The sequence below is a fragment of the Kocuria sp. HMSC066H03 genome (genome assembly GCF_001812045.1).
GTDB classification, from domain to species: Bacteria; Actinomycetota; Actinomycetes; order Actinomycetales; family Micrococcaceae; genus Kocuria; species Kocuria rhizophila.
The window spans coordinates 337,302-360,939 of the sequence record NZ_KV807503.1 but is presented as its reverse complement, the minus strand read 5'-3'; the positions used below and the strand labels follow the sequence as shown (position 1 = coordinate 360,939).

Below are 23,638 nucleotides of genomic sequence, written 5' to 3'. Positions count from 1 at the left end.
GGTGGTCGGCCTAGCTCGAGTAGGCGCTGTTCTCCTCGACGTAGTCGTGGGTGAGGTCGTTGGTCCACACGGTGGCTCGGGCGTCCCCGGTCTTCAGGTCGATCACGATGTCCACCGCGCGCGACGCCGCCAGGTCCACGCCCTCGCGCGGGTCACCGATGCCGCCGTTGCGGCACACCGTCACCCCGTTGATGGTGACGTCGATCCGGTCGGGGTCGAACTGGGCCTGCGTGGTGCCCACCGCGGAGAGCACCCGGCCCCAGTTGGGGTCGTTGCCGAACACCGCGGTCTTGAGCAGGTTGGAGCGCGCCACCGTGCGGGAGACGTCCTCGGCCTCCGTCTCGGTGGCCGCGCCCACCGTGGTGATCGCGATGTCGTGGGACGCGCCCTCCGCATCCGTGATGAGCTGCTGCGCGAGGCTGTAACACACCGCGGTCAGGGCCCGGGTGAACTCTCCCTGCTCCGCGGCCGTGCCCGACGCCCCGGAGGACATCAGCACCACGGTGTCGTTGGTGGACATGCAGCCGTCCGAGTCCGTGCGGTTGAACGTCACACGGCAGGCCTCCCGCAGGGCGAGGTCCAGCGCGTCCGGGGCCATGACGGCGTCCGTGGTGAGCACCACGAGCATCGTGGCGAGCCCCGGGGCGAGCATTCCCGCGCCCTTGGCCATGCCCCCCACGGTCCACCCGGGGCCGGAGGCACTGGCCTGCTTGGAGACGGAGTCCGTGGTCATGATGGCCTCCGCGGCCCGCCGTCCGGCGTCCTGTCCGGCCGCGAGCGCACGCGCCACCTCGGGGACGCCGCGGCGCACCACGTCCATGGGCAGCTGCTCCCCGATCAGCCCGGTGGAGCACACCACCACATCCCCCGCGCCGATGCCCAGCTCCTGTCCCACCAGCTCCGCCGTGGTGTGGGTGTTCTGGAATCCCTCGGGGCCCGTGCACGCGTTCGCGCCGCCGGAGTTCAGGACCACGGCGCGCACAGATCCTGCGCGCACCACTTCCCGGGACCAGTGCACGGGAGCCGCGGCCACGCGGTTGGAGGTGAACTGGGCCGCGGCGGCGAACTCCGGCCCGGCGTTGACCACGAGCGCGAGGTCGAGGCCGCCGGAGGTCTTGAAGCCCGCCTCCACGCCCGCCGCGGTGAATCCCGCGGCGGCACACACACCGGCGCTCGTGCTCACGGGGATCTCGGGAACGGGATCGTGGGACGTCATGGGTGTCTCTGCTCCTGTGCTTGGGGAGGGATGGGCTGCGACGGGACCGGTCACGGAGCCACCCCCTGAACTGTCAGGCCCGTGGTCTCGGGCAGGCCGAGGGCCAGGTTCACGGACTGCACCGCTCCCCCGGCGGTCCCCTTGGTGAGGTTGTCGATCACGGAGGTCACCACGAGGCGCCCCGCGTGCGGATCCACCGCGAGCTGCAGGGCCGCGTGGTTGGACCCCAGCACGGACTGGGTGGCCGGCCACTGACCCTCCGGGAGCAGGTGGACGAACGGCTCGTGCCTGTAGGCCGCGCGGTACACCTCCCGCACCCGGGCCTCGTCCACGCCGGGTCGGAGCACGGCGGTGGCCGTGGTGAGGATTCCCCGGGGCATGGGAGCCAGGGTGGGAGTGAAGGACAGGGAGACCTCCGTGCCCCCGGCCCACCCCAGGCCCTGCTCGATCTCGGGCGTGTGCCGGTGCCCTCCGCCCACCCCGTAGGGGGACATGGACCCCATGGTCTCCGCGCCCAGCAGGTGCGGCTTGGCGGACTTGCCCGCCCCCGAGGTGCCCGACGCGGCGACGACCACGAGGTCCTCGGGCGCCACGACGCCGGCCGCGAGCGCCGGTGCCAGCGCGAGCAGCGAACCCGTGGGGTAGCACCCCGGCACGGCGATGCGAGCGGTCCCACGCAGACGGTCCCGCTGCGTGCGCCCGCTCGGATCCACGATCAGCTCGGGCAGACCGTACGGCCACGTGCCCGCGTGCTCCGTGCCGTAGAACGTCTGCCACGCCTCGGCGGACGCGAGCCGGTGGTCCGCACCGGCGTCCACCACCACGGTCTCCGGTGGCAGCTGCGCGGCCACCGCGGCGGACTGGCCGTGCGGCAGGGCCAGGAACACGACGTCGTGCCCCGCGAGGTTCTCCGCGGTGGTCTCCAGGACCTCCCGGTCCGCAAGCTCGTGCAGGTGCGGCTGCAGCTCGCCCAGGCGGCGTCCGGCCGAGGAGTGGGCGGTGACGGTGGTGATCTCGATCTCCGGGTGCCCGCACAGCAGGCGGAGCACCTCTCCGCCCGCGTAGCCGGTGGCGCCCGAGACTGCTGCGGTGTAGGTCATGCGATCAGCATAGCGTATTTCTATGCACTCTATTCAATACTTATTCACCAGGGGCTGTCCGGCCACCCGCCCCTCCACCGGGGTTGCCCCGTGCACGGGGGCGGGTGAGACTGGCCGGAGAGGCACCGCCCGGTCGGGACCGCCCCCGCCCCGCCCGCACGCCGTCGCCCAGCAGCGAGCTGTCGTGCACCGTCTGACGTGTCCCACGAAGGAGACCGCACCATGACCACCACCATGCAGGCCATCGTTGCCCGGCAGGCCGGGGACCCCGAGGTCCTCCGGCTCGACGAGCTGCCCGTGCCCGCTCCGGGCCCGCGCGAGGTGCTCGTGCGCACCGAGGCCGCAGGGGTGAACTTCATCGAGACCTACCAGCGCTCCGGGGTCTACCCCGTGTCCTTCCCGTTCACGCCCGGGGCCGAGGGGTGCGGTGTCGTCACGGCCGTGGGAGCGGAGGTCACGGAGGTCTCGGTGGGGCAGCGGATCGCCACCGCCGAGGCCCGTGCCACGTACGCAGAGCACTTCGTGGTCTCCGCGGACACGGTCCTGCCCGTCCCCGAGGACATGGGTTCAGGGACCGCCGCGGCCCTCCCCCTGCAGGGCCTCACCGCCCACTACCTGGTGCGTTCCACGGTCCGGCTGGGCCCCGGGGACACCGCCGTGCTCACGGCGGCCTCCGGCGGCGTGGGCGGGCTGGCGATCCAGCTCTTGAAGCGCGTGGGCGCCACCGTGATCGCCCTGACCTCCACGCCGGAGAAGGAGGAGACGGCGCGTGGGCTGGGCGCGGACCACGTGCTCGGCTACGAGGGGTTCGCGGAGCGGGTGCGGGAGCTCACCGACGGAGCAGGCGCGGACGTGGTCTACGACTCCGTGGGGCGCAGCACCTTTGACGAGTCCCTGCGCGCCACCCGCGTGCGCGGCACCGTGGTGCTCTTCGGCGGAGCCTCGGGCCAGGTGCCCCCGTTCGACCTGCAGCGGCTCAACGGCGCGGGAGGTCTCTACGTGACGCGGCCGTCGCTCGCCCACTACCTCCGGGACGCGCAGGAGCGCGCCTGGCGGTGGTCCGAGCTCACCGACGCGGTGGGCAGCGGCGACCTCACCGTGCGGGTGGGCGGGACCCACCCGTTGGCCGACGCCGCCGCGGCGCACCGGGATCTCGAGTCCCGCACCACGCAGGGCAAGCTGCTGCTCGTGCCCTGAGCACGGTCCGCAGAACCACGACTCACACGCCCACGCGCACCCCGCGGTGGGTGCGACGCACGCCCCACACGGTCAGCAGGGCGCACAGCAGAGCGCTCGCACCCCACGCGGTGGCCTTGACCCGCTGGGTGGTGACCGTGGACTCGGTCACCCCCTCCGTGCCGTAAGTTCCCGGGACGTCCGTCTCCACGACCGTGAGGTTGCCGTCGCGCACGGCGAGCAGGGCGTCGACGTCCCGGGGGAAGTCCGCGTCCTGAACCCCGGTCTGGGTGCCCCGGAACGTGATCTGGTCCCCCTCCGCCTTCTGCTGCGGATCGTTGAGCCGGTTGTCGAACGGGTGCTGCACCACGAGGTCGTTCGCGGGCATGGTGCCCGAGTAGATCCCGTTGTAGTCCTGCGTGTCCAGGTCCTTGGTGAGGGTCTGGTACGTCCCGGACACCACCATGGTCTCCCCCGCCACGTCCTCCAGACGCGAGGCCTTCTCGAAGGACAGTGCGCACAGCACCCCCAGCACCACCGTGAGCACCGCACCCACGAGCGCCATGCTCACGACGAGCCAGCCCCGGGACCTCGGGGCGTGGTCGTCCTGCTGCTCGTGGAAGTCGATGAGTTCGCGGGAATCGGGGGACACGACGCTCCTTGTGGTGGGGGTGGGGGTGCTAGCTGCGGATCTCGGCGCCGTGGGCGTCACGGGCCGCCGCCACGGCGGCCTCGCGGGCCTGCGAGGCCTCGTCCGCGGTGAGCGTCCGGTCCGGGGCCCGGAACCTCAGCGCGATGGCCACGGACTTCTTCCCCTCCGGAATGCCCGTGCCCGCGTACACGTCGAAGACGTCGGCGGACTCCAGCAGCTCACCGGCACCACGGCGCACCGTCTCCAGCAGCTGCGCGGCCGTCACGGAGTCGTCCACCACGAGGGCGACGTCCTGCGTGGCGGCGGGGTAGCCCGAGATGGGCTGCGCCACCACGGCGGGTGCTTCCCGCTCGAGCAGGGCAGAGAGGTCCAGCTCCACGGCGCACGTGCGCTCCGGCAGGCCCTCGGCCGCCACGAGCTTGGGGTGCAGCTCGCCGGCCACGCCGATCACGGCGCCGTCCGGTGTGCGCAGCTCGGCCGTGCGGCCGGGGTGGAACGCGGCGTGACGGCCCTGGGCCACCTCCAGCTCGACACCGGCGCTGCGCGCGGCGAGCTCGGCGACGTCGAGTGCGTCCTGCCAGTCGTAGGCGCGCGGCGTGACCCACGGGCCAGCGGCGGCGTCGTGACCCGCCAGCACCGCGGCGAGCTTGCGCGGCTGGTCCGGCACGGCGGCGTGGAGGCGGTCCAGGTCCGGGTCCATGGGGCGCGCGCCCAGGGGCGGCACCGGCTGCGTGTCCGGGGTGTAGCCCGCGGCGAGGAACACGTGGCCGATCTCGTAGAGCGCGAGGTCCCGGAACCCGCGGGAGTGGTTGCGCTTGAGCACCTCCAGCAGACCGGGCAGGATGCTGACCCGCAGCAGGGGCTGTGCCTCGCTGATGGGGTTCGCCAGCCTGATCGAGGGCACGCGCGCCCCCTCGGGGCTGCCCCAGCGGTCGTTGTCCGCCTGGGCCACGAACGGGTAGCTGAGCACCTCGGTGAGGCCCGCTGCCGCGAGGGTGGTGGCCACGCGGCGTCGTGCGGCCTGCGAGCGCGTGAATCCGCGGCCGGGAGGGGCCACGGGGAGCCGGTTCGGGATCTTGTCGTAGCCGTCCAGTCGGGCGATCTCCTCGACGAGGTCGTCCTCGCCCGTGAGGTCGGGGCGCCAGGACGGCGGGGTCACGATCCAGCCGTCGCCCGTCTCGGTGACGTCCGCCCCGATCGCCGTGAGCGTGCGCTCCACGACCTCCGGGGAGTAGTCCACACCCACGCGCGCCGTGGGGTAGCCGGCCGCCAGGTCGATCGGGGTGGGTGCCTGCGTGTGGTCCACGTCCGTGACGCGACCGGTGTCCGCCCCACCCGCCAGCTCGACCAGCAGGTCCACCACACGCTGCGCGGCCACCGGTGCGAGCTGCGGGTCCACACCGCGCTCGTAGCGCTTGGACGCCTCCGAGGGCAGCTTGTGCCGCCGTGCCGTGCGGGCGATCGAGACCTCGTCGAAACGGGCGGCCTCCACGAGGATCCGGGTGGTGGACCCGCTCACCTCCGTGGCGGCGCCGCCCATCACGCCCGCGAGGCCGATGGCACCGGACTCGTCCGCGATCACGAGGTCCTCGGTGTCCAGCGTGCGGTCCTTGCCGTCCAGCGTGGTCAGCGTCTCCCCCGCAGCGGCCCGTCGCACGGTGATCCCACCCTGCAGGGTGTCCGCGTCGTAGGTGTGGATGGGCTGGCCGTACTGGAGCATCACGTAGTTGGAGATGTCCACGGGCAGGCTCACCGAGCGGATGCCCGCCAGGCGCAGCCGCGAGGCCAGCCACGGCGGGGTGGGCCGGGATGCGTCCACACCCTCCACCACGCGCACCGCGAAGCGGTTGGACCCGGCGCGGCCGTGGATGGGGGCGGCGTCGTCGATCGTGACCGGGAAGCCGTCCTGCGTGGGGGCGGGCACGGACGGTGCCAGCTGGGCCACGGGATCCGTGAACGGGGCGCGCACGGCGTTGCAGTACTCGCGGGCGATCCCGCGCAGGGAGAACGCGTAGCCGCGGTCCGGAGTCACGTTGACCTCGGCGGCGGAGTCGTAGAGGCCCAGCAGCTCCATGGCGTCGGAGCCGATCTCGGGGTCCAGTCCGAGCCGGGAGAGCACCAGGATGCCGTCGTGGTCCTCGCCGATTCCCAGCTCACGCACGGAGGCGATCATGCCCGCCGAGGTGTGGCCGTAGGTCTTGCGCGCGGAGATCCGGAAGTCACCGGGCAGCACGGCACCGGGCAGGGTGACGACCACCTTGTCCCCCACCGAGAAGTTGTGGGCGCCGCAGATGATGCCCTGCACACCGGAGGCCTCGATGCCCTTGCCGGTGAGCGTCTGCTCCTGGCCCTCGGGCACCACGCGCACGGTGCACCAGTTCACGGTCTTGCCGTTGGAGTGGGTCTCCGGCTCCATGGTGAGCACCTGGCCCACCACGATCGGCCCGGACAGGGAGTCCGTGGGGCGGTGGACGTCCTCCTCCTCCAGGCCGACCTTCACCAGGGTGGCCAGGACGTCCTCGGCGGTGGCGTCCTCGGGGACGGGCGCGTACTCGCGCAGCCATGACAGGGGAATACGCATGCTCTAGATCTCCATCCCGAAGTGCTCGCTGAAACGGACGTCGCCCTCGACCATGTCGTGCATGTCCGGGACGTTGTTGCGGAACATCAGGGTCCGCTCGATGCCCATGCCGAACGCGAAGCCGGAGTAGCGCTCGGGGTCGATGCCCGCGGCGCGCAGGACGTTGGGGTGCATCATGCCGCAGCCGCCCCACTCGATCCACCGCGGCCCGCCCTTGGCCGTGGGGTGCCACACGTCCAGTTCGGCAGAGGGCTCGGTGAACGGGAAGTAGTTGGGGCGCAGCCGGATGGCGGCCTCCGGCCCGAACATGGTGCGCGCGAAGTGCGTGAGGGTGCCCTTGAGGTCCGCCATGGACAGCCCCTCGTCCACCGCGATGCCCTCCACCTGGTGGAACACGGGGGTGTGCGTGGCGTCCAGCTCGTCCGTGCGGTACGTCTTGCCGGGGCACACCACGTACACGGGCAGCTCGCGCTCCAGCAGCGAGCGCATCTGCACGGGCGAGGTGTGGGTGCGCAGCACCAGGTGCGAGGACGGCGGGTCCACGAAGAACGTGTCCTGCAGCTGACGTGCCGGGTGGTCCGGCTGGAAGTTGAGGGAGTCGAAGTTGAACCACTCGTGCTCGAGCTCGGGGCCCTCCGCGACCTCCCAGCCCATGCCCACGAAGATGTCCCCGATCTGCTCCATCAGGGTGTTCAGCGGGTGGCGCCCGCCCATCCGACGACGCCGCGTGGCCGCCGTGACGTCCACGGCCTCCTCCACGAGGATCCGGGCGTCCCGCTCCTCCTCGAGCTCGGCGGTGCGCGTGGCGATCGCCTTGTTCACGCGTCCGCGCGCCTGCCCCACGAGCTTGCCGGCGGTGGCCTTCGCCGCCTTGTCCAGTCCGCCGATGGCCCGGTTGGCGAGCGCCAGGGGGGACTTCTCCCCCGCGTGGGCGAGCCGGACGGTCTTGAGTTCGGGCAGATCCGCGGCGGCCCGGATCGCGCTCAGCGCGTCCTCGACGGCGGCGGTGACGGCCGCCTCGTCGGTGGGGTCCACCGCGGCGGACGGTGTGGTCTCGGACATGGTTTCTCGCGTTCCTGCGCTCGCGGACGGGGTGCTCCGTGTCCCTGGGGCGCGCTCGCCGCGGGACACGGCGGTGCCCGCCGCCGGGGCGAACGGGCACGGTCAGTCTAGTGGATGCGCCCGCGCCGTCCGCCCGTCAGGAGCCGGCGACGCCGCTCGCGGACCCGCCGGGGCCACGCGCACCGCCGCGGGTGCGGGCGGGGCCGGTCTGAGCACGTGCGGCCAGGCCCCGTCCTGTCGGGGGTGGTTCGGGCAGTGCTCGGGTCAGTCGTTCGATCGGGCGGTGTGGTTCGGGCAGTGCCTGGGCCAGTGGTTCAGTCAGCAGTCCGGTCAGGGCGCGTGCGACCGGGGGCGCGGAAGAACGCGGTGGCCACGGCACCGAGGACGAGCACCGCCACCGGCAGCAGCAGCGAGTGGGACATCGCGAGGGCGAATCCCGGCTGCAGCTGCTCCGGCAGGCCCTGCCCCGAGCCTCCCGTGGCGAGGTCGCCGCTTGCCGCCCCGGCCGGCAGGTTCGCGGCCAGCTGGGCCTGTATGAGCACGGCCATCATGGCGCTGCCCACGGCGGCCGAGACCTGCCGGGTGGCGTTGAACACCCCCGAGCCCGCACCCACGACGTCCGGGGCGAGGTCCGAGGTGGCCGTGAGCGAGACCGGGGACCAGATCATGGCGCTGCCCAGCCCGATCACGAGCGTCAGCGCGGCCAGCAGCCATACGGAGGTCCCGGGGCGCAGGCTCAGGGCGTACGCGGCCAGCCCGGCGGCCATGATCAGCATCCCGGGCAGTGCGATGGTCCGCGGTGCCACCCGCCCCAGGGCCCGGCCCACGAAAGGGGCGAGGACCGCAGAGAGCAGGGACATGGGTGCGTAGGTCAGCGCGGCCACCGTGGGGTCCAGTCCGCGCACCACCTGCAGGTAGAGCATCGCGGGGATGATCATGGAGTTCACGGTGAGGCTCACGGCGGCCATGGCCACGTTGGCGAGCGTGAAGTTGCGCCGCGTGAGCAGCCGCAGCGGCACGAGCGGTTCGGCGGGCGTGACGGCCTGCCACGCGAGGAACGCCACGAGCACCAGCACTCCGGCACCGATCACCATGGGGATCGTGACGGGCCCCACCACGGTGGACCACTCGTGGCTCTGCCCCTCCTGGATGCCGAACACCACGAGGAACAGCCCGAGCCCGGAGAGGACCACGCCCACGAGATCCAGGGAGTGGCTGCGCACGGGCAGCCGCGGCAGGTGCACCGCGGCGCGCCAGAACGCGAAGATCCCCACCGGCACGTTGACCCAGAAGATCCAGCGCCACCCTGCGAGGTCCACCAGGACCCCGCCGAGCAGCGGACCCACGAGCGTGGCCACACCCGCCGTGGCACCCCAGATCCCGAGCGCCGCACCGCGCGTGGCGGCCGGGAACATGCGGGTGATCACGGTCATGGTCTGCGGGGACATCAGGGCCGCCCCGAGACCCTGGACCACGCGTGCGACCACCAGGGCGGTGATGTCCTGGGCGAAGCCGCACCACAGGGACGCCCCCGTGAAGACGGCCAGGCCCCACAGGTACACCGTCCGCGGCCCCAGCCGGTCCCCCAGCCGTCCTGTGATGAGCAGCGGCACCGCGTAGGCCAGCAGGTAGCCGCTCGTGACCCACAGCACCCCGGAGATGTCCGTGCGCAGGCCGGCGGTGATGGCCGGGATGGCGGTGGAGACGATCGTGGCGTCCACCAGGATCATGAAGAAGCCGAGCACCAGGGCCCACAGGGCGCGCCACGCCTGCGGGTCGGTGCCGCCCCGTCTCTCGGCGGTGGTGTGACTCATGCGCGCTCCGTTCCCAGCATCTCGAGCAGGGCTGCCACGATGGGCAGGTCCGCGGGTATCCACGGCAGCGCCAGGACTGCGGCAGGGTCGTCCAGCGGCAGCCACCGGACGTCCAGGTGGTCCTCACCGGTGCGGACCCGCTCCTCGAGCACCCGTTCGGGCGACACGGGGTGCCGAGGTTCAGGGGCATCCGCGGACCGCAGGTCCCTCGGACCGCGCAGCACGGCGGTGAACACCCGCATCACGGCGGAGCCGGTGAGCGGCCAGCCGTGGGGTTCCGGTGGTCCCACCTCGGACAGCAGGTCCAGGTGCACCCCGAGCTCCTCGCGGCACTCCCGCAGCAGGGCGTCGCGAGCGCCCTCCCCCGGTTCCTGCTTGCCGCCGGGGAACTCCCACAGCCCGCGCAGGGACTCGGGGTACGCTCGCTGGGCCGCGAGCACGCGGGTGGGCGACGCCGCGTCGTCAAGGATCGCGGCCCCGACCACGCGCGTCCGGGGGGCCCCGCCGGTCACGGGGTTTCGCGCCGCTCGGTGACGACCCCGCTGTCCGCCCGCCGCTGCGCGCTCGCCGAGGCGTAGAGGCACACGGTCGCGGCGGTGCCCACGTTGAGGGACTCCGCCCGCCCGTACAGGGGCACGGCCACCGCCAGGTCCGCGAGGTCCCGTTCGTCATCCGAGAGGCCCTGCGCCTCGTTGCCGAACAGCCAGACCGTGGGATCCTCCAGCCGCACGTCGTCCTCCACCACCGGTGCGACACCCGCTGCACGCAGCAGGGCGGCGTCGGCGAGCTCGTCCACGGTGGCCTGCGCGTAGCCGTCCGCCGCGAGGACTCGCAGGGAGCGGTCCCGGGCCGAGGCCACGAAGGATGAGAGCTCCACTCCCGTGAGCACGGGGAGGTGGAAGAGGGAACCCGCCGTGGAGCGCACGGCCTTGGGGTTGAACGGGTCCACGCTGCCCTCGGAGAACACCACGGCACCGGCACCGGCCGCATCGGCGGCGCGCACCACGGTTCCGGCGTTGCCGGGATCCTGCACCCGGGCCAGCGCGCACACCAGCTGGGCGTCCGCGAGCGCGTCCAGCACCGAGACCTCGGGAAGGCGGCACACCGCGAGCATCCCCTGGGGGGTCACGGCGTCGGTCATGGCCCCGAGCACCTCGGGGGTGACCATGCGGAGGAACACGTCCCGCCGGGACTCGAGCGCCTCGAGGTCCGCGGCGATCCCCGGATGGCGTTCGAGCTCCTGTCGCGTTACGTACACGGCGTCCAGGGCGGGAAGCGACCGGCCCCGGTGGGGTGGGCGGGCGGCGTCGAGCGCCAGACGCACCGCCTCCCGCACGTTCTGAGGGCCCTCTGCGCGGAACAGGCCGCGCTTGGAACGCATCGAGCGCCTGGTCAACGCGGCCACGTCCCTCACCCGATCGGCACGGGGGTTGGACAGCAACCGGTCTTCCAGGCGCTCGACGAACGTCACGGCAGCACTCAGGCGGCGGTGCGGGGCGCGGAGGTGTCCTCCGGCAGGGCCTCCTTGGCCACCTGGACCAGGGCCGCGAACGCGGTCTCGTCGCTGACGGCCAGCTCGGCCAGCATGCGGCGGTCCACCTCGACCTCAGCGGCCTTCAGGCCCTGGATGAAGCGGTTGTAGGTCAGGCCGTTGGCGCGGGACGCGGCGTTGATGCGCTGGATCCACAGCCGACGGAAGTCGCCCTTCTTCTTGCGGCGGTCGTTGTACGAGTAGGTGTACGAGTGGAGCATCTGCTCCTTGGCCTTGCGGTACAGGCGCGAACGCTGACCGCGGTAGCCCGATGCCTTGTCGAGGACTTCCCGACGCTTCTTGTGGGCGTTGACTGCCCGCTTCACACGTGCCACGTGTGTACTCCTAACGATCTGGTCCCGGCGCTCACCGGAACATGACTACCCGCCGCTCTCGCGGCGAACTTCTGACTGGACGGCGAAGGGGCTTACTTGCCCAGCATCCGCTTGATGGCCTTGGCCTCACCCGGGGTGGAGACGATCTGGTCGCTCGCGAGGCGGCGGGTCAGGCGGGAGGACTTGTGCTCCAGGTAGTGGCGGCGGTTGGCCTGCTGGCGCTTGACCTTGCCCGAGCCGGTGAGCTTGAAGCGCTTCTTGGCTCCGCTGTGGGTCTTCATCTTCGGCATGGTGGCCGTCTCCTTCTTACATCGACCGGTGTGGGGCACACCGGTGGGTCGCGGCTGGGCGGCCGCGACCACGCTGGTGCCGGACGATCGCACGCCCGACGCTGTCAATTCCTGGTGCCGCTACTTCTTGGCAGGACCCGGCTTGCCCGCACTCGGCTTGGGCGCACCGGGCTTCGGCGCACCCGGCTTGGCCGGGGAGGCTGCGGGCTTGGCCGCGGCAGGCTTGGCCGCTGCGGACGGGGTGTCCGCCGCGGGCTTGCTCGCCGCCGGCTTGGCCGCGGGTTTGGAAGGCTCGGCCTTCGGCTCAGCGGACTCCGCCGCGGGAGCGCTCGGCTCGACCTTGGTCTCCGTGGTCTCGGCGGCCGGCGCCACCGTGGCCTTGACCTCGTCCTCCGGAGCCAGCGGGGCGCTCTCCACCGTCTGGTCCTCGGCCGGTGCTGACGCCGCGTTGCGCAGCTCCTCGGGGAACGCGTCCCCGATGGACTGGGTCACCGTCTCGGGCGCGGAGGTGTCCACGCGCTGCTTGCGCTGGTTCTCGGCCTTGGAGTTTTCCCGCTGCTGCTGCTTGCGGGCCTCGGCACGGGCTTCGGCCTTGTTCTTGAGGGGGCCGATGACCATGACCATGTTGCGTCCGTCCACGCGGGGGTTGGTCTCCACCGCGCCGACCTCGGCGACGTCGTTCGCGAGCCGTTCGAGCAGGCGCACGCCCATCTCGGGGCGCTGCTGCTCACGACCGCGGAACTGGATCATGGCCTTGACCTTGTCCCCCGCGGAGAGGAAGCGCTTGGCGTGGCCGACCTTGGTCTCGTAGTCGTGCGTGTCGATCTTCAGACGGAAACGCACTTCCTTGAGAACCGTGTTGGCCTGGTTCTTGCGGGACTCGCGGGCCTTGACCGCGGCTTCGTACTTGTACTTGCCGAAGTCCATGAGCTTGGCGACGGGAGGCTTGGCGTTCGGGGCGACCTCGACCAGATCGAGATCCGATTCACGGGCCAGCCGCAGCGCGTCCTGGACGCGCACGATGCCGACCTGTTCGCCGCCAGGTCCGACCAGACGGACTTCCGGGACACGGATTCTGTCATTGATACGTGGATCGCTAATGCCAATCTCCTGAGTTTCGTGGGTGACCCCGTGAGCGGGACTGCCGCCACAACGACAAAACCTCCGTTGCGGCACGCGCAAACGGAGGTTGGACACCACACGGAGACCGCGAATCGGAGACACCGTCCGAGGACGGTGGGACCGTTCAGGTCTGGGACCCGCACGCCTGGTGGGTCCCGGGATGTCCCGGGATCGGCGGCGGGTGGGAGTTGCCTCCGCTTGCACACTGCTCATTATCCTAGCGCACCGCCACGCTGGCGCGCCAGTCCCCTCGGGCTCCGTCCGCTGTGGTGTGATGCTCCCCTCGCCTGGTCGGGACCGCCTCGGCCCGCAGCACCCGGGCACGCCTGCACCAGACTCTCGTGACCTCGGCGCGCCGGTCCCGCTGTTCTACAGTGGAGACCATGTCCGAGCAACCGCGCCCCGAGCGCTTCGAATTCACCGCCAACCCGTCCGCGGGCACCACGGAGCATACCCCCGCCGCCGGCTCCGCCGAGCTGCCCCAGGTGGCCCTCGACGAGGTCAACCACCAGATGCGGGACATCGCCGAGGTCCCGGCCGTGGAGGTCATCACCACGGCGGCGGTCCACCTCATGAGTGCGGCGGCCGTGAAGTGCGGTCTGGCCGCGGAGGAGAACGCCGACGAGCTCAAGGACCTGGACGAGGCCCGCAAGCTGATCACGGCCCTGGCCGGGTTCGTCACCGCCGCCGCACCGGAGATCGGTTCGCAGCACGCCGGCCCGCTGCGCGACGGGCTCAAGTCCCTGCAGCTCGCGTTCCGCGAGGCGTCCCCGTTCCCGGACGCCCCCGGCGCGGGCCCCGGGGAGAAGTTCACCGGACCCGTCTACGGCTGAGCCGGGCCACCACGGGCTGCGGCTCCCGACGTCGTCGGGGGCCGCAGCTGTCAGGACGTGAGTCGGACCTGGACCGAGTCCACGTTCTCGGCCACGACCTCTTCCCCCGCCAGGGCCTCCTGGAACGCCTGCACGGCCGCACGGACCTCGGGCTCCGGAAGTCCGGCCCTCAGCTGCAGCGACACCGTGAGCTCAGGGCCCTCTCCCCCGCCGCGCAGCACCGCGGCATCGGCGCGCACGCCGTGGACACCCCGGCCCGGTTCCGCGATCGCGGAGACGATCCCGGGGATTCCCACCGCCGCGCGGGTCACGGCGTCGTCCACGGCGAAGTCCCGGTACGACGGCGTCCACTCCCTCCCCTGGGCCACGGCCCACAGCGCCGGGCGCCGCACCACGAAGGCCGGGTCCGACGCCGGATCCACCACGAGCAGCGACGAGCCTTCCTGCACCGCGGACAGCGCGGCACGGCGGATGTCCGCCGCCACCGGACGGGCGTCCCGGTTCCACGCGCTCAGCGCCTCGGTGGAGGTGAACACAGGCAGGGCTTTGCGCCCGTCGGAGGCCTGCAGGCTCACGAGCGCCATGTCGGCTTCCTTGTCCGAGACCAGCCCGTCCTGCGTGATGTGTGAGCGCGAGACCTGGGCGACGATCGGGACGAACACGCGGATGCCGGCCAGTGCGGCCACCACGTTCTGCTCCCCCGCCTGGCCGTCCCGCCACGCGGCGAGCGCACGGGCGGCGCCGGGGTCGGCGGTCCCGGGATCGTCTGGGAACTGGTGGGTGTGGCTCGTGCCCTCCCCCAGGTTGCGCCCTTCCCAGGCCTGGCCGCCGGTGTCGGTGGGGCCGCCGGCCGAGCGCAGCTGCGCGGCGATGTGAGGGGGAAGGGGGCGGGCGGCGTCGTCAGGCACCGGGGCGCCCCGCGACGTCGAGGGCCTGCGCGAGCGTGAACTTGCCCGCGTAGAGCGCCTTGCCCACGATGGCTCCCTCCACACCCGAGGGGACCAGCTCGCGCAGCGCGGCGATGTCCTCCAGAGAGGAGATGCCGCCCGAGGCCACCACGGGCTTCTCGGTGCGGCGCGCGACCTCCGCCAGCAGCTCGGTGTTGGGTCCGCGCAGCGTTCCGTCCTTGGTGACGTCCGTGACCACGTAGCGCGCGCAGCCGTCCGCCTCGAGCCGGTCCAGGACCTCCCAGAGGTCCCCGCCGTCCCGGGTCCAGCCGCGAGCCGCGAGCGTGGTGCCGCGCACGTCGAGGCCCACGGCGATGACGTCCCCGTGCTCCGCGATCACGCGGTGCGTCCACTGCGGGTTCTCGAGCGCGGCCGTGCCCAGGTTGATGCGCGCGGGACGCAGGGACAGCACGCGCTCGAGCGACTCGTCGTCCCGGATGCCCCCGGACATCTCGATCTTCAGGTCGAGGTTCTCCGCCACACGGCGCAGCACCTCGATGTTGTCACCTCGGCCGAACGCGGCGTCCAGGTCCACGAGGTGCAGCCACTCGGCCCCGGCCTCCTGCCAGGCACGCGCGGCCTCCAGTGGATCTCCGTAGCCGGTCTCGGAACCGGCCTCGCCCTGGACCAGGCGCACGGCCTGCCCGCCCTGCACGTCCACGGCGGGCAGCAGCTCGAGCCGACGGTCGGTGTTCTCTGTCATGGGTCTCCTCACGTGGGCGCCGGACGGCGCGCCGTCGAATGGTGTCCGCGCCGTGGGGCGCGGGGTGGCCGGTTCGGGAGCCTGCCCCGGTCCTTCCGCCGATCCGGGTCTCGGATGCGGCGCCGAGGCGGCGAGCAGGATCAGGTCCGGGGCGACGCCCGGTGTGGCGAGCCGGGTCAGGTCCTGGGCGGGGCTGCGCACCGCGTCACCGGCAGCACGCCCGCCGTGCCGAAAAACGTGCTCACACGCTCGTGAACCACGAGTACGCGCCGTATCCGATCAGCGCGGCGGCGACCAGGGCGAGCAGCACGATCGACCACACGGGTTTGCGCTGCTGGGCGAACGATATGGCGCCACCGACGAAGAAGGCGCCGGCGACGAGGACGAGGACCGAGGCGGTCATGAGGCATGCTCCGTTGCGGGGTCGGAAAGACGGTCGTCCAGCCGGCCCGTGCGAGGCAGCGTGGCCAGCCAGTTGCGCAGCAGGGCGATCCCCGCGTGCGAGGACTTCTCGGGATGGAACTGCGTGGCACTCAGCGGTCCGTTCTCCACCGCGGCCACGAACGGCGTGCCGTGCTCGGACCAGGTCACGGCGGGAGGAGCCATGACCTCGATGCTCTGGTCGAACGCCCAGTCCTGCACACCGTAGGAGTGCACGAAGTAGAAGCGCTCGTTCTCGAGGCCCCGGAAGAGCACCGATTCCTCGGGCGGGCGCACCGTGTTCCAGCCCATGTGGGGCACCACGGGCGCGGCCAGTCGCTCCACGGTTCCGGGCCACTGCGCGAGGCCCGCGGTCTCGCGGCCGTGCTCCACGCCGCGGTCGAACATCACCTGCAGACCCACGCAGATCCCCAGCACGGGGCGGCCGCCACTCACGCGCCGGTCGATGAGCCGGGGGGCGTCCACCGACCGCAGCCCCTCCATCACCGCTTCGAACGCACCCACGCCCGGCACCACGAGCCCGTCCGCGTCCAGGACGTCGCGCGGGTCCGCGCTGAGTCGCACGCGCGCGCCCGCGGCCTCCAGCGCGCGGACCGCCGAGCGCACGTTCCCCGCGCCGTAGTCCAGCACGACGACGCTCGGCGCGTCCTGCGCGTCCATCACCTCGGCGCTCACAGGGCGCCCTTGGTGGACGGGATGGTGCCGGCCATCCGCGGATCCAGCTCCACGGCCTCGCGCAGTGCACGGGCCAGCGCTTTGAACTGCGCCTCCACGATGTGGTGGGGGTCCCTCCCGCGCACCACGTCCATGTGCAGGCACAGCTGCGCGTGGTGGGCCAGGGACTCCAGCACGTGACGGGTCATGGACCCCGTGAAGTGGCCACCGATCAGGTGGTACTGCTGTCCCTCGGGCTCTCCGGTGTGCACCACGTAGGGGCGGCCGGAGACGTCCACCACCGCCGAGGCGAGGGCCTCGTCCAGGGGAACAGTGGCCTGCCCGAACCTGCGGATCCCGCGCTTGTCCCCGAGCGCCTCCCGCAATGCCTCGCCCAGCACGATGGCCGTGTCCTCGACCGTGTGGTGGACGTCGATGTGGGTGTCCCCGTGCGCCGTGACGTCCAGGTCGATGAGCGAGTGCCTCGACAGGGCGGTGAGCATGTGGTCGTAGAACGGCACGCTCGTGTCGATGCGGGAGGTGCCCGTGCCGTCCAGGTCCAGGCTCACCCGCACCGTGGACTCGCTCGTGACGCGTTCCACCGTGGCGGTGCGCTGCTTCTCGGTCGCACTCATGTCTGGCACTGACTCCTCGTGGTTCGATCCGCCCGCGCGCGGCCGGTCCGGCAATGGCGGGACGCGTGGTGCGCGCGGGTCGTTCCAGTCTAGGCGGGACCGCAGTTGCTCCGCGCCCTGGCCGACGCGCCGCCCGCAGCCAGCCCCCGGCCTCCGGCGACCGTGGGTCCGTCGTGACTCAGCGCGCGGACAGGTACCCCGTCACGGCGTCCAGGAACGCGGACGTCTCGGTCTCCGTGCCGGCGGTGACCCGCAGGTGCCCGGGAATCCCCACGTCCCGCACGAGCACCCCGTCGTCCAGGAGGGCCTGCCACATCGCGTGCGCGTCTCCGCCGCAGTCGAAGAACACGAAGTTCGAGTCCGACGCCGACGGTGCGAGCCCCAGACGGGTGAGTTCCCGCACGATCCGGTCACGCTGGGTCTTGATGCCCTCCACGGTGGCCAGCAGCGCACCGTGGTGCTCGAGTGCCGCCAGCGCGGTGGCCTGGGTGACGGAGGACAGGTGGTAGGGCAACCGGACGAGCCGCATGGCATCCGCGATCTCCGGCGCCGCCGCGAAGTAGCCGAGGCGGGCTCCAGCCAGGGCGAAGGCCTTGCTCATGGTCCGGGACACGATGAGCCGGGGGCGGTCCTCGAGCAGGGTCAGCGCGGACGGTGTTCCCCCGCGGGCGAACTCGGCGTAGGCCTCGTCCACCACCACGACCGTGCGGTGCGCCTCTCCGGCGCGGCACACGGCATCGACCACGTCGAGCTCGAGAGCGGTCCCCGTGGGATTGTTGGGCGAGCACAGGAACACCACGCTGGGCGCGTGCTCGGCCACCTGCCGGGCCGCGGCGTCCGCCGTGAGGGAGAAGTCGGCGTCCCGCTCCCCCGCGATGAACCGTGTGCCCGTTCCCAGTGCGAGCAACGGATACATGGAGTACGTGGGAACGAAGCTGAGGAGAGAACGCCCCGGTCCCCCGAAGGCCTGGAGGATCTGCTGCAGCACCTCGTTGGAGCCGTTGCCCGCCCAGATGTTCCGCTCGTCGAGGCCGTGCCCCAGGTAGGAGGCCAGGGCCTTCCGCAGGGCGGTGAAGTCCCGGTCCGGGTACCTGTTCAGCGCCCCGGCCACGAGGTTCACACGATCCGTGATCGCGTCCACGACGGCGTCGGGAACGGGGTGGGTGTTCTCGTTGGTGTTCAGCGCGACCTCCACCTGCAGCTGCGGAGCCCCGTACGGGGACATCCCCTGCAGGTCGTCACGCATCGGGAGGGAGGCCAGAGGATCTGCGGCGGAATTCACCGGTTCATCCTATCGGGCCCGCAGGGGCCGCAGAGTCAGCAGGGCCTACCGGGCCGGAACTTCGAGGACCTGGCCGGCCGAGAGCTGGGACGAGCTGAGGCCGTTGAGCTCCGCGATGTCGTCCATGACCTCCCGCGGGTCGCGGTCGGGGTCGGCGGCCACCGCGATCTCCCACAGACTCTGCCGGGCCTGCACCGTGACGCTCTGGGTCACGGGCTCACCCACGGGGTCCGTGGAGGCGTTGACGGTGGGCGGCAGCAGGAACACCGCGGCCACCACGAGCAGCGCTGCGGCTCCGGTGACCACGGGCAGTCCGATCAGCAGCAGTCTGCCGCGGCGGGTCAAGCGCATGATCCCCGGTCCGAGATCGTGCCCTGCCCCGCCGGCGGCGTCCTGCTGACGGGCGACACCGGCTTGGATGCTGGACTGGCCACGTACTCCGGTGGCCCGGCGAACGGGCCTCGGCATGATGAGAGCGGTCATGGCAACCTCCTGGTGTTCCGGTCGATGCCGCCCACCGGGCGGCGGTGTTCGAACCGCGGTAGCGGGTAGAACACATCTTCGAATGTCTGGTGACAGTTCTAGCACGGATGTACGAACGGTGTCGAGGTCCGTTTCGAACACATATTTGAATGCGCAGGTCACCCGGGTTAAGCTGGCCCCACACATGTGACAGTCGACCCCACGTCTCCGACACGCATAAGCGGTCCGCGGCCCGGCCCCCGGGCACGCCCTGTGCGGCACGGCGAAAGGACCCCGCTCGTGAGCACCACTTCCCCCGCTCAGCAGACACCTGGCCGACCCGTTCGAACACTCTCGGACCGTCAGGCGAGGATCCTGGGCGCCGTGCAGCGCTCGATCGCCACGCGGGGGTACCCTCCGTCCATGCGGGAGATCGGGGACATCGTGGGGCTCGCGTCCCTGTCGAGCGTCACGCACCAGCTCGGTCAGCTGGAGAAGTGGGGGTACCTCCGCCGTGACCCCCGACGCCCCCGGGCCATGGAGGTGCTGCGACCGCTCAGCCAGCAGGAGCTGGACCACCACCTGGGCAAGGAGGATCCCCAGGAGGGTGAAGCCTCCGGCGGTGCCACGGTCTCGCCCCTCACGCCCACCCTGGGCTCGGTGCCCGCCGCGGACGAGGACGACACCATGGTGCCCGTGCCCCTGGTGGGCCGCATTGCCGCGGGCGGCCCCATCACCGCCGAGCAGTCCGTCGAGGAGGTCTACTCGCTGCCACGGCAGTTCGTGGGCCACGGCCGGCTGTTCATGCTCAAGGTCGCCGGGGACTCGATGATCGACGCCGCCATCTGCGACGGCGACTGGGTGGTCGTGCGCCAGCAGAACTCCGCGGAGAACGGGGACGTCGTGGCTGCCCTGCTGGACGACGAGGCCACGGTGAAGACCTTCCGGCAGCGCGACGGCCACACCTGGCTCCTGCCGCAGAACACCCGCTACGAACCCATACTCGGCGACCACGCCACCGTGATGGGCAAGGTCGTCTCCGTCCTGCGCTCTCTGTAGCGGCGGCGCGGGGCCCTCACCTCACTGCCGGCCCAGCCGCTGCAGCGCCCCCAGCACGGTGGACTTGTCCGTGGTGGGCCACAGCGGGGGCAGCGACCGGGCGAGGAAGGACCCGTAGCGGGCCGTCGCAAGGCGGGAGTCCAGAACCGCCACCACACCCTTGTCCCCGCTCGCACGGATCAGCCGTCCCGCGCCCTGGGCGAGCCGAACAGCCGCGTGCGAGGCGGACACCGTCATGAAGCCGTTGCCCCCGGCGCGCTCGGCGGCACGGGTGCGGGCGGTGCCCAGTGGATCATCCGGGCGGGGGAACGGGATCCGGTCGATCACCACCAGCCGGCAGGACTGCCCGGGGACGTCCACCCCCTGCCACAGGCTCATGGTGCCGAACAGGCTGGCCGCGGGGTCGTCCGTGAACGCCTTGACGAGAGAGGGCAGCGAGGCGTCCCCCTGGCACAGGATGGGCAGCTCGGTCCGCTCCCGCAACGCCTCTGCGGCGTCCTCCGCCGCGCGTCGTGAGGAGAACAGGCCGAGCGCCCCGCCTCCGGAGGCCTCGAGCAGCTCGAGCAGCTCGCCCAGTTGCTCCTCCGAGACTCCCCTCCCGGGCTTGGCCAGGTGCTTGGCCACGTAGAGGATCCCCTGGCGGCGGTAGTCGAAGGGGCTTCCCACGTCCACGCCCCGCCAGGGGGGCGCCCCCGGGCCCTGCAGGCCGAGGGACCCGGCGACCGACGAGAAGGACGACCCCACGGCCAGTGTCGCGGAGGTGAGCACCACCGTGCGGCCGTCGAAGAGGCCCTCGCGCAGGGGCCCCGCCACGCTCAGGGGCGCAATGCTGAGCGTGGCAGGCTCTCCCGCCGAGGTGCCCACGTACCCCTCCGTGGGGCTCCACCGGCCCACACGCGAAACCCACAGGACGTCGTGCGCGGTGTCCGCCCCGAGCATGCGCTCGGAGGTGTCCAGCAGCTCCGAGAGCCGCGAACGCGCGGCGTGCCGTCCGGCGTCCTCTCCCTTGGAATCGCCCTTGGTGTCGCTGAGTCCCGTGCGGGCGGCGTCCTGGATCCCCCGCACCGCGTAGACCTGCTCCTCGGTGAATCCCCGGGGCAGCAGACCCGAGTCCTCGTCGTCGAACGCCTTGTCGAAGGCCTGCGCGGCGCGTTCCAGCGCGTCGCTGGAGGCCGCCGTGTGCTTGCGGACGGCGGTGCTCGCCGCGCGCACGGCCGCCGCGGACAACGACGCCGTGACCGCGCCGGTGACCCGGTCGCGCAGCTCGTGCGCCTCGTCCACGATGACGACGTCGTGCTCCGGGAGCACCGCGAGGCCCTCGAAGGCGTTGATCGCGAGGAGGGCGTGGTTGGTGATGACGATGTCCGCCTCACCCGCCTGAGCGCGGGCACGTTCCGCGAAGCACTCCTCCACGAGCGGGCACTTGCGCCCCAGGCACTCCTTGGCCGTCACGGAGACCTGGCGCCACGCGGCGTCCGAGACCCCCGGCTGGATGTCGTCCCGGTCCCCGCTCTCGGTGGTCTCGACCCACTCGCGCAGGCGGAGAACCTGCTGCGCCAGCCCTCCGAGAGGGCGGTCCGTTCCCACGCCGCCGGACGGTGCGACCGGAGCGCTGAACAGAGCGGCGTCGTCGTCCTCCGGGTACCCGCCCTCCACCTTGTGCAGGCACGCGTAGTTGGAGCGTCCCTTGAGCAGGGCCACGTCCGGGCGGTCGTCGAGCTCGTCCTCCAGTGCGTCGAGCAGGCGGGGGACGTCGCGGCCGGTGATCTGCGACTGCAGGGCCAGGGTGGCCGTGGCCACCACCACCGGCTTGTCCGAGGTCCTGGCGTGGACCAGCGCGGGAACCAGGTAGGCGAGCGACTTGCCCGTGCCCGTGCCCGCCTGCACCAGCAGGTGGCGGTGGGTCTGCAGGGCCTCGGCCACCTTGGCCGCCATGAAGCGCTGACCGTCCCGCCGCTGCCCCCCGAGGGCGGTGACGGCGGCGTCGAGCAGCTCGAGGGCGTCCGCGCCACCGGGGAGGGACTCCGGGCGGACCTCCGAAACGTCCTTGCCGGTCTCGTCGATGAACGGTGCGCTCATGCGCCCTGCGAGTCCTGCGCCTGCTCCCGCCCCTGGGCCTCGTCCCCGGCAGGGGTGTGGGGGGCACTGAGGTAGCGCTCGAGGTCGTCCACCAGGTCTTCGCGCACCCGCACGTGCAGACGTGTGCCCTCGGGGGTGTGCTCGGTGCTGAGGATCTCCGCGTCCTGAGCGTGGAGCCGTGACACCACTTCCCCGTGGGTGTACGGGACCAGGAGGTCCAGCTCGTGGTCGGGCCGTGGGATGGCGCCGGAGATCAGCCGCTGCAGCTCCTCGATGCCCTCTCCCGTGCGTGCCGAGACCGCCACGGAGGGGCTCTCGTGGTTGCGCAGCCGGGCGAGCACCACGGGATCCGCGATGTCCGCCTTGTTGAGGGCCACGATCTCGGGGATGTCGTTGGCCCCCACGTCCGTGAGAACGTCCCGCACGGCCTTGAGCTGACCCTCCGGATCCGGGTGGGAGGCGTCGACCACGTGGACGATGACGTCCGCGTCCGCGACCTCCTCGAGCGTGGAGCGGAACGCCTCGACCAGCTGCGTGGGAAGGGACCGCACGAAGCCCACGGTGTCCGCCAGGGTGTAGCCGATGCCGTCCGGGGTCTGCGCCTTGCGCACCGTGGGGTCCAGGGTGGCGAACAGGGCGTTCTCCACGAGCACACCGGCGTCCGTGAGCCGGTTCAGCAGGGAGGACTTCCCGGCGTTGGTGTAGCCCGCGATCGCCACGGAGGGCACCGAGTTGCGCTTGCGGTTCAACCGCTTGGTCTCCCGGGCGGGCTTCATGGCCGCGATCTCCCGGCGCAGCTTGGCCATCCGCTGGCGAATGCGACGGCGGTCCAGCTCGATCTTGGTCTCACCCGGTCCGCGGCTGCCGATGCCCTCGCCCGACGCCGCCCGGCCGCCGGCCTGGCGGGACAGGGACTCGCCCCAGCCGCGCAGCCGCGGGAGCATGTACTCCAGCTGCGCGAGCTCCACCTGGGCCTTGCCTTCCTTGGACTTCGCGTGCTGCGCGAAGATGTCCAGGATCAGGCCGGTGCGGTCGATGACCTTGACCTTGACCACGTCCTCGAGCGCGCGCCGCTGGGAGGGGGCGAGCTCGGCGTCCACGATGACCGTGTCCGCACCGGTGGCGGCCACCACGTCCTTGAGCTCGAGGGCCTTGCCGGAGCCCAGGTACGTGCCCGGATCCGGGTTCACGCGCCGCTGCAGCATGCCGTCCATGACCTCGGAGCCCGCGGTCTCGGCGAGCGCGGCGAGTTCCCGCAGGGAGTTCTCCGCGTCCGCGAGTGTGCCGCTGGAGTACAGACCGGCGAGCACCACTCGCTCCAGGCGCAGCTGCCGGTACTCGACCTCGGTGACGTCCTCGAGCTCGGTGGACAGTCCGGCCACGCGCCGCAGCGCGTGGCGCTCGGCGAGGTCCTGCTGGTCCCCGTCGGAGGGGACGTAGGTGTCCTCCTCGTCCACGAGCTCCCGGGCCCGTCCGAGACGCTCGTGGCCCGCGCGGGGCGCGGCGGCGTCGTCGTCCTGAGTGGCGGTGGGCTCGTTGCGGGACCGGGCGCGCGCCAGGACGCGCGAGACCACGTCCTCGAGTTCCGAGGCGGACAGTTCGCCGGAACGCTCGGAGGGTTCCGAGGCGTGGTTCCGGGGCGGAAGAGAGTCAGTCATGGTTCC

At 72.0% G+C, this 23,638-nt stretch carries 23 protein-coding genes; 3 read left to right on the top strand and 20 right to left on the bottom strand.

Features of this window, described 5'->3' with window-relative positions; genetic code table 11:
* Positions 1-10 precede the first annotated feature (10 nt).
* Both argJ and argC read right to left on the bottom strand, forming a co-directional pair.
* Positions 11-1,216, bottom strand: a complete 1,206-nt coding sequence (gene argJ / locus HMPREF2833_RS01545; protein ID WP_070636388.1) for a bifunctional glutamate N-acetyltransferase/amino-acid acetyltransferase ArgJ — start codon at positions 1,214-1,216, stop codon at positions 11-13.
* 50 nt (positions 1,217-1,266) lie between these two features.
* Positions 1,267-2,316 (bottom strand): N-acetyl-gamma-glutamyl-phosphate reductase, encoded by a 1,050-nt coding sequence (gene argC / locus HMPREF2833_RS01540; protein ID WP_070636386.1) that lies wholly within the window; start codon positions 2,314-2,316, stop codon positions 1,267-1,269.
* Between the two features lie 222 nt (positions 2,317-2,538).
* Here argC and HMPREF2833_RS01535 point away from each other — a divergent pair, with 222 nt between their 5' ends.
* Positions 2,539-3,513 (top strand): quinone oxidoreductase family protein, encoded by a 975-nt coding sequence (locus HMPREF2833_RS01535; RefSeq protein WP_070636385.1) that lies wholly within the window; start codon positions 2,539-2,541, stop codon positions 3,511-3,513.
* Between the two features lie 22 nt (positions 3,514-3,535).
* On the opposite strand, the gene HMPREF2833_RS01530 is transcribed toward HMPREF2833_RS01535, so the two are convergent.
* From HMPREF2833_RS01530 to infC, 9 genes are all read right to left on the bottom strand, one after another.
* Positions 3,536-4,144 carry a hypothetical protein gene (locus tag HMPREF2833_RS01530; RefSeq protein WP_019310929.1) on the bottom strand — a complete coding sequence of 203 codons (609 nt, stop codon included), beginning with the start codon at positions 4,142-4,144 and terminating at the stop codon, positions 3,536-3,538.
* 28 nt (positions 4,145-4,172) lie between these two features.
* A complete protein-coding gene (pheT, locus tag HMPREF2833_RS01525) occupies positions 4,173-6,725 on the bottom strand; it encodes a phenylalanine--tRNA ligase subunit beta (RefSeq protein ID WP_070636383.1) in 2,553 nt (850 codons plus the stop codon).
* Positions 6,726-6,728: 3 nt separating this feature from the next.
* Complete coding sequence (pheS, locus tag HMPREF2833_RS01520) at positions 6,729-7,787, bottom strand: phenylalanine--tRNA ligase subunit alpha (RefSeq protein ID WP_019310927.1); 1,059 nt, start codon at positions 7,785-7,787, stop codon at positions 6,729-6,731.
* A 314-nt stretch (positions 7,788-8,101) separates the two neighbouring features.
* Positions 8,102-9,601, bottom strand: coding sequence for a DHA2 family efflux MFS transporter permease subunit (locus tag HMPREF2833_RS01515; protein ID WP_070636381.1), 1,500 nt, complete (start codon positions 9,599-9,601; stop codon positions 8,102-8,104).
* Entirely contained in the window at positions 9,598-10,113 is a 516-nt protein-coding gene (locus HMPREF2833_RS01510; protein WP_070636379.1) for a (deoxy)nucleoside triphosphate pyrophosphohydrolase, read from the bottom strand. The genes HMPREF2833_RS01515 and HMPREF2833_RS01510 overlap by 4 nt, the downstream gene beginning before the upstream one ends.
* On the bottom strand, positions 10,110-11,072 hold the full coding sequence (locus HMPREF2833_RS01505; RefSeq protein WP_070636377.1) for a TrmH family RNA methyltransferase: 963 nt from the start codon (positions 11,070-11,072) through the stop codon (positions 10,110-10,112). Before HMPREF2833_RS01505 ends, HMPREF2833_RS01510 begins: the two co-directional genes overlap by 4 nt.
* Before the next feature lie 8 nt (positions 11,073-11,080).
* Positions 11,081-11,467, bottom strand: a complete 387-nt coding sequence (gene rplT, locus HMPREF2833_RS01500) for a 50S ribosomal protein L20 (RefSeq protein WP_070636375.1) — start codon at positions 11,465-11,467, stop codon at positions 11,081-11,083.
* Between the two features lie 92 nt (positions 11,468-11,559).
* On the bottom strand, positions 11,560-11,757 hold the full coding sequence (gene rpmI / locus HMPREF2833_RS01495) for a 50S ribosomal protein L35 (protein WP_016998296.1): 198 nt from the start codon (positions 11,755-11,757) through the stop codon (positions 11,560-11,562).
* Positions 11,758-11,877: 120 nt separating this feature from the next.
* Positions 11,878-12,933, bottom strand: a complete 1,056-nt coding sequence (gene infC, locus HMPREF2833_RS01490; protein WP_246829057.1) for a translation initiation factor IF-3 — start codon at positions 12,931-12,933, stop codon at positions 11,878-11,880.
* Between the two features lie 329 nt (positions 12,934-13,262).
* Here infC and HMPREF2833_RS01485 point away from each other — a divergent pair, with 329 nt between their 5' ends.
* Complete coding sequence (locus HMPREF2833_RS01485) at positions 13,263-13,712, top strand: DUF1844 domain-containing protein (RefSeq protein WP_070636373.1); 450 nt, start codon at positions 13,263-13,265, stop codon at positions 13,710-13,712.
* A gap of 50 nt (positions 13,713-13,762) precedes the next feature.
* On the opposite strand, the gene HMPREF2833_RS01480 is transcribed toward HMPREF2833_RS01485, so the two are convergent.
* The 7 genes from HMPREF2833_RS01480 to HMPREF2833_RS01455 all read right to left on the bottom strand — a co-directional run bounded on the left by HMPREF2833_RS01480 (position 13,763) and on the right by HMPREF2833_RS01455 (position 18,857).
* Positions 13,763-14,620, bottom strand: coding sequence for an SseB family protein (locus HMPREF2833_RS01480; protein WP_070636371.1), 858 nt, complete (start codon positions 14,618-14,620; stop codon positions 13,763-13,765).
* Positions 14,613-15,362 carry a bifunctional 1-(5-phosphoribosyl)-5-((5-phosphoribosylamino)methylideneamino)imidazole-4-carboxamide isomerase/phosphoribosylanthranilate isomerase PriA gene (priA, locus tag HMPREF2833_RS01475; RefSeq protein ID WP_019310919.1) on the bottom strand — a complete coding sequence of 250 codons (750 nt, stop codon included), beginning with the start codon at positions 15,360-15,362 and terminating at the stop codon, positions 14,613-14,615. Before priA ends, HMPREF2833_RS01480 begins: the two co-directional genes overlap by 8 nt.
* A 241-nt stretch (positions 15,363-15,603) precedes the next feature.
* Positions 15,604-15,765, bottom strand: a complete 162-nt coding sequence (locus HMPREF2833_RS12480) for a hypothetical protein (protein ID WP_019310918.1) — start codon at positions 15,763-15,765, stop codon at positions 15,604-15,606.
* A complete protein-coding gene (gene hisH / locus HMPREF2833_RS01470; RefSeq protein ID WP_050899518.1) occupies positions 15,762-16,463 on the bottom strand; it encodes an imidazole glycerol phosphate synthase subunit HisH in 702 nt (233 codons plus the stop codon). Before hisH ends, HMPREF2833_RS12480 begins: the two co-directional genes overlap by 4 nt.
* An 11-nt stretch (positions 16,464-16,474) precedes the next feature.
* The gene (gene hisB, locus HMPREF2833_RS01465) at positions 16,475-17,092 is read right to left on the bottom strand and encodes an imidazoleglycerol-phosphate dehydratase HisB (RefSeq protein ID WP_019310916.1); all 618 of its coding nucleotides are present in this window, start codon (positions 17,090-17,092) and stop codon (positions 16,475-16,477) included.
* A gap of 178 nt (positions 17,093-17,270) precedes the next feature.
* On the bottom strand, positions 17,271-18,374 hold the full coding sequence (locus HMPREF2833_RS01460) for a histidinol-phosphate transaminase (protein WP_019310915.1): 1,104 nt from the start codon (positions 18,372-18,374) through the stop codon (positions 17,271-17,273).
* 45 nt (positions 18,375-18,419) lie between these two features.
* Positions 18,420-18,857 (bottom strand): LysM peptidoglycan-binding domain-containing protein, encoded by a 438-nt coding sequence (locus HMPREF2833_RS01455; RefSeq protein WP_019310914.1) that lies wholly within the window; start codon positions 18,855-18,857, stop codon positions 18,420-18,422.
* Positions 18,858-19,136: 279 nt separating this feature from the next.
* Here HMPREF2833_RS01455 and lexA point away from each other — a divergent pair, with 279 nt between their 5' ends.
* The gene (lexA, locus tag HMPREF2833_RS01450; protein ID WP_070636369.1) at positions 19,137-19,895 is read left to right on the top strand and encodes a transcriptional repressor LexA; all 759 of its coding nucleotides are present in this window, start codon (positions 19,137-19,139) and stop codon (positions 19,893-19,895) included.
* Between the two features lie 21 nt (positions 19,896-19,916).
* Here the strand turns inward: lexA and HMPREF2833_RS01445 are convergent, their stop codons facing one another.
* Together HMPREF2833_RS01445 and hflX are read right to left on the bottom strand one after the other, a co-directional pair.
* Positions 19,917-21,974: an ATP-dependent DNA helicase gene (locus HMPREF2833_RS01445; RefSeq protein WP_019310912.1), complete on the bottom strand. Its 2,058-nt coding sequence runs from the start codon at positions 21,972-21,974 to the stop codon at positions 19,917-19,919.
* Positions 21,971-23,632: a GTPase HflX gene (gene hflX, locus HMPREF2833_RS01440; protein ID WP_019310911.1), complete on the bottom strand. Its 1,662-nt coding sequence runs from the start codon at positions 23,630-23,632 to the stop codon at positions 21,971-21,973. Before hflX ends, HMPREF2833_RS01445 begins: the two co-directional genes overlap by 4 nt.
* Positions 23,633-23,638: the final 6 nt, after the last annotated feature.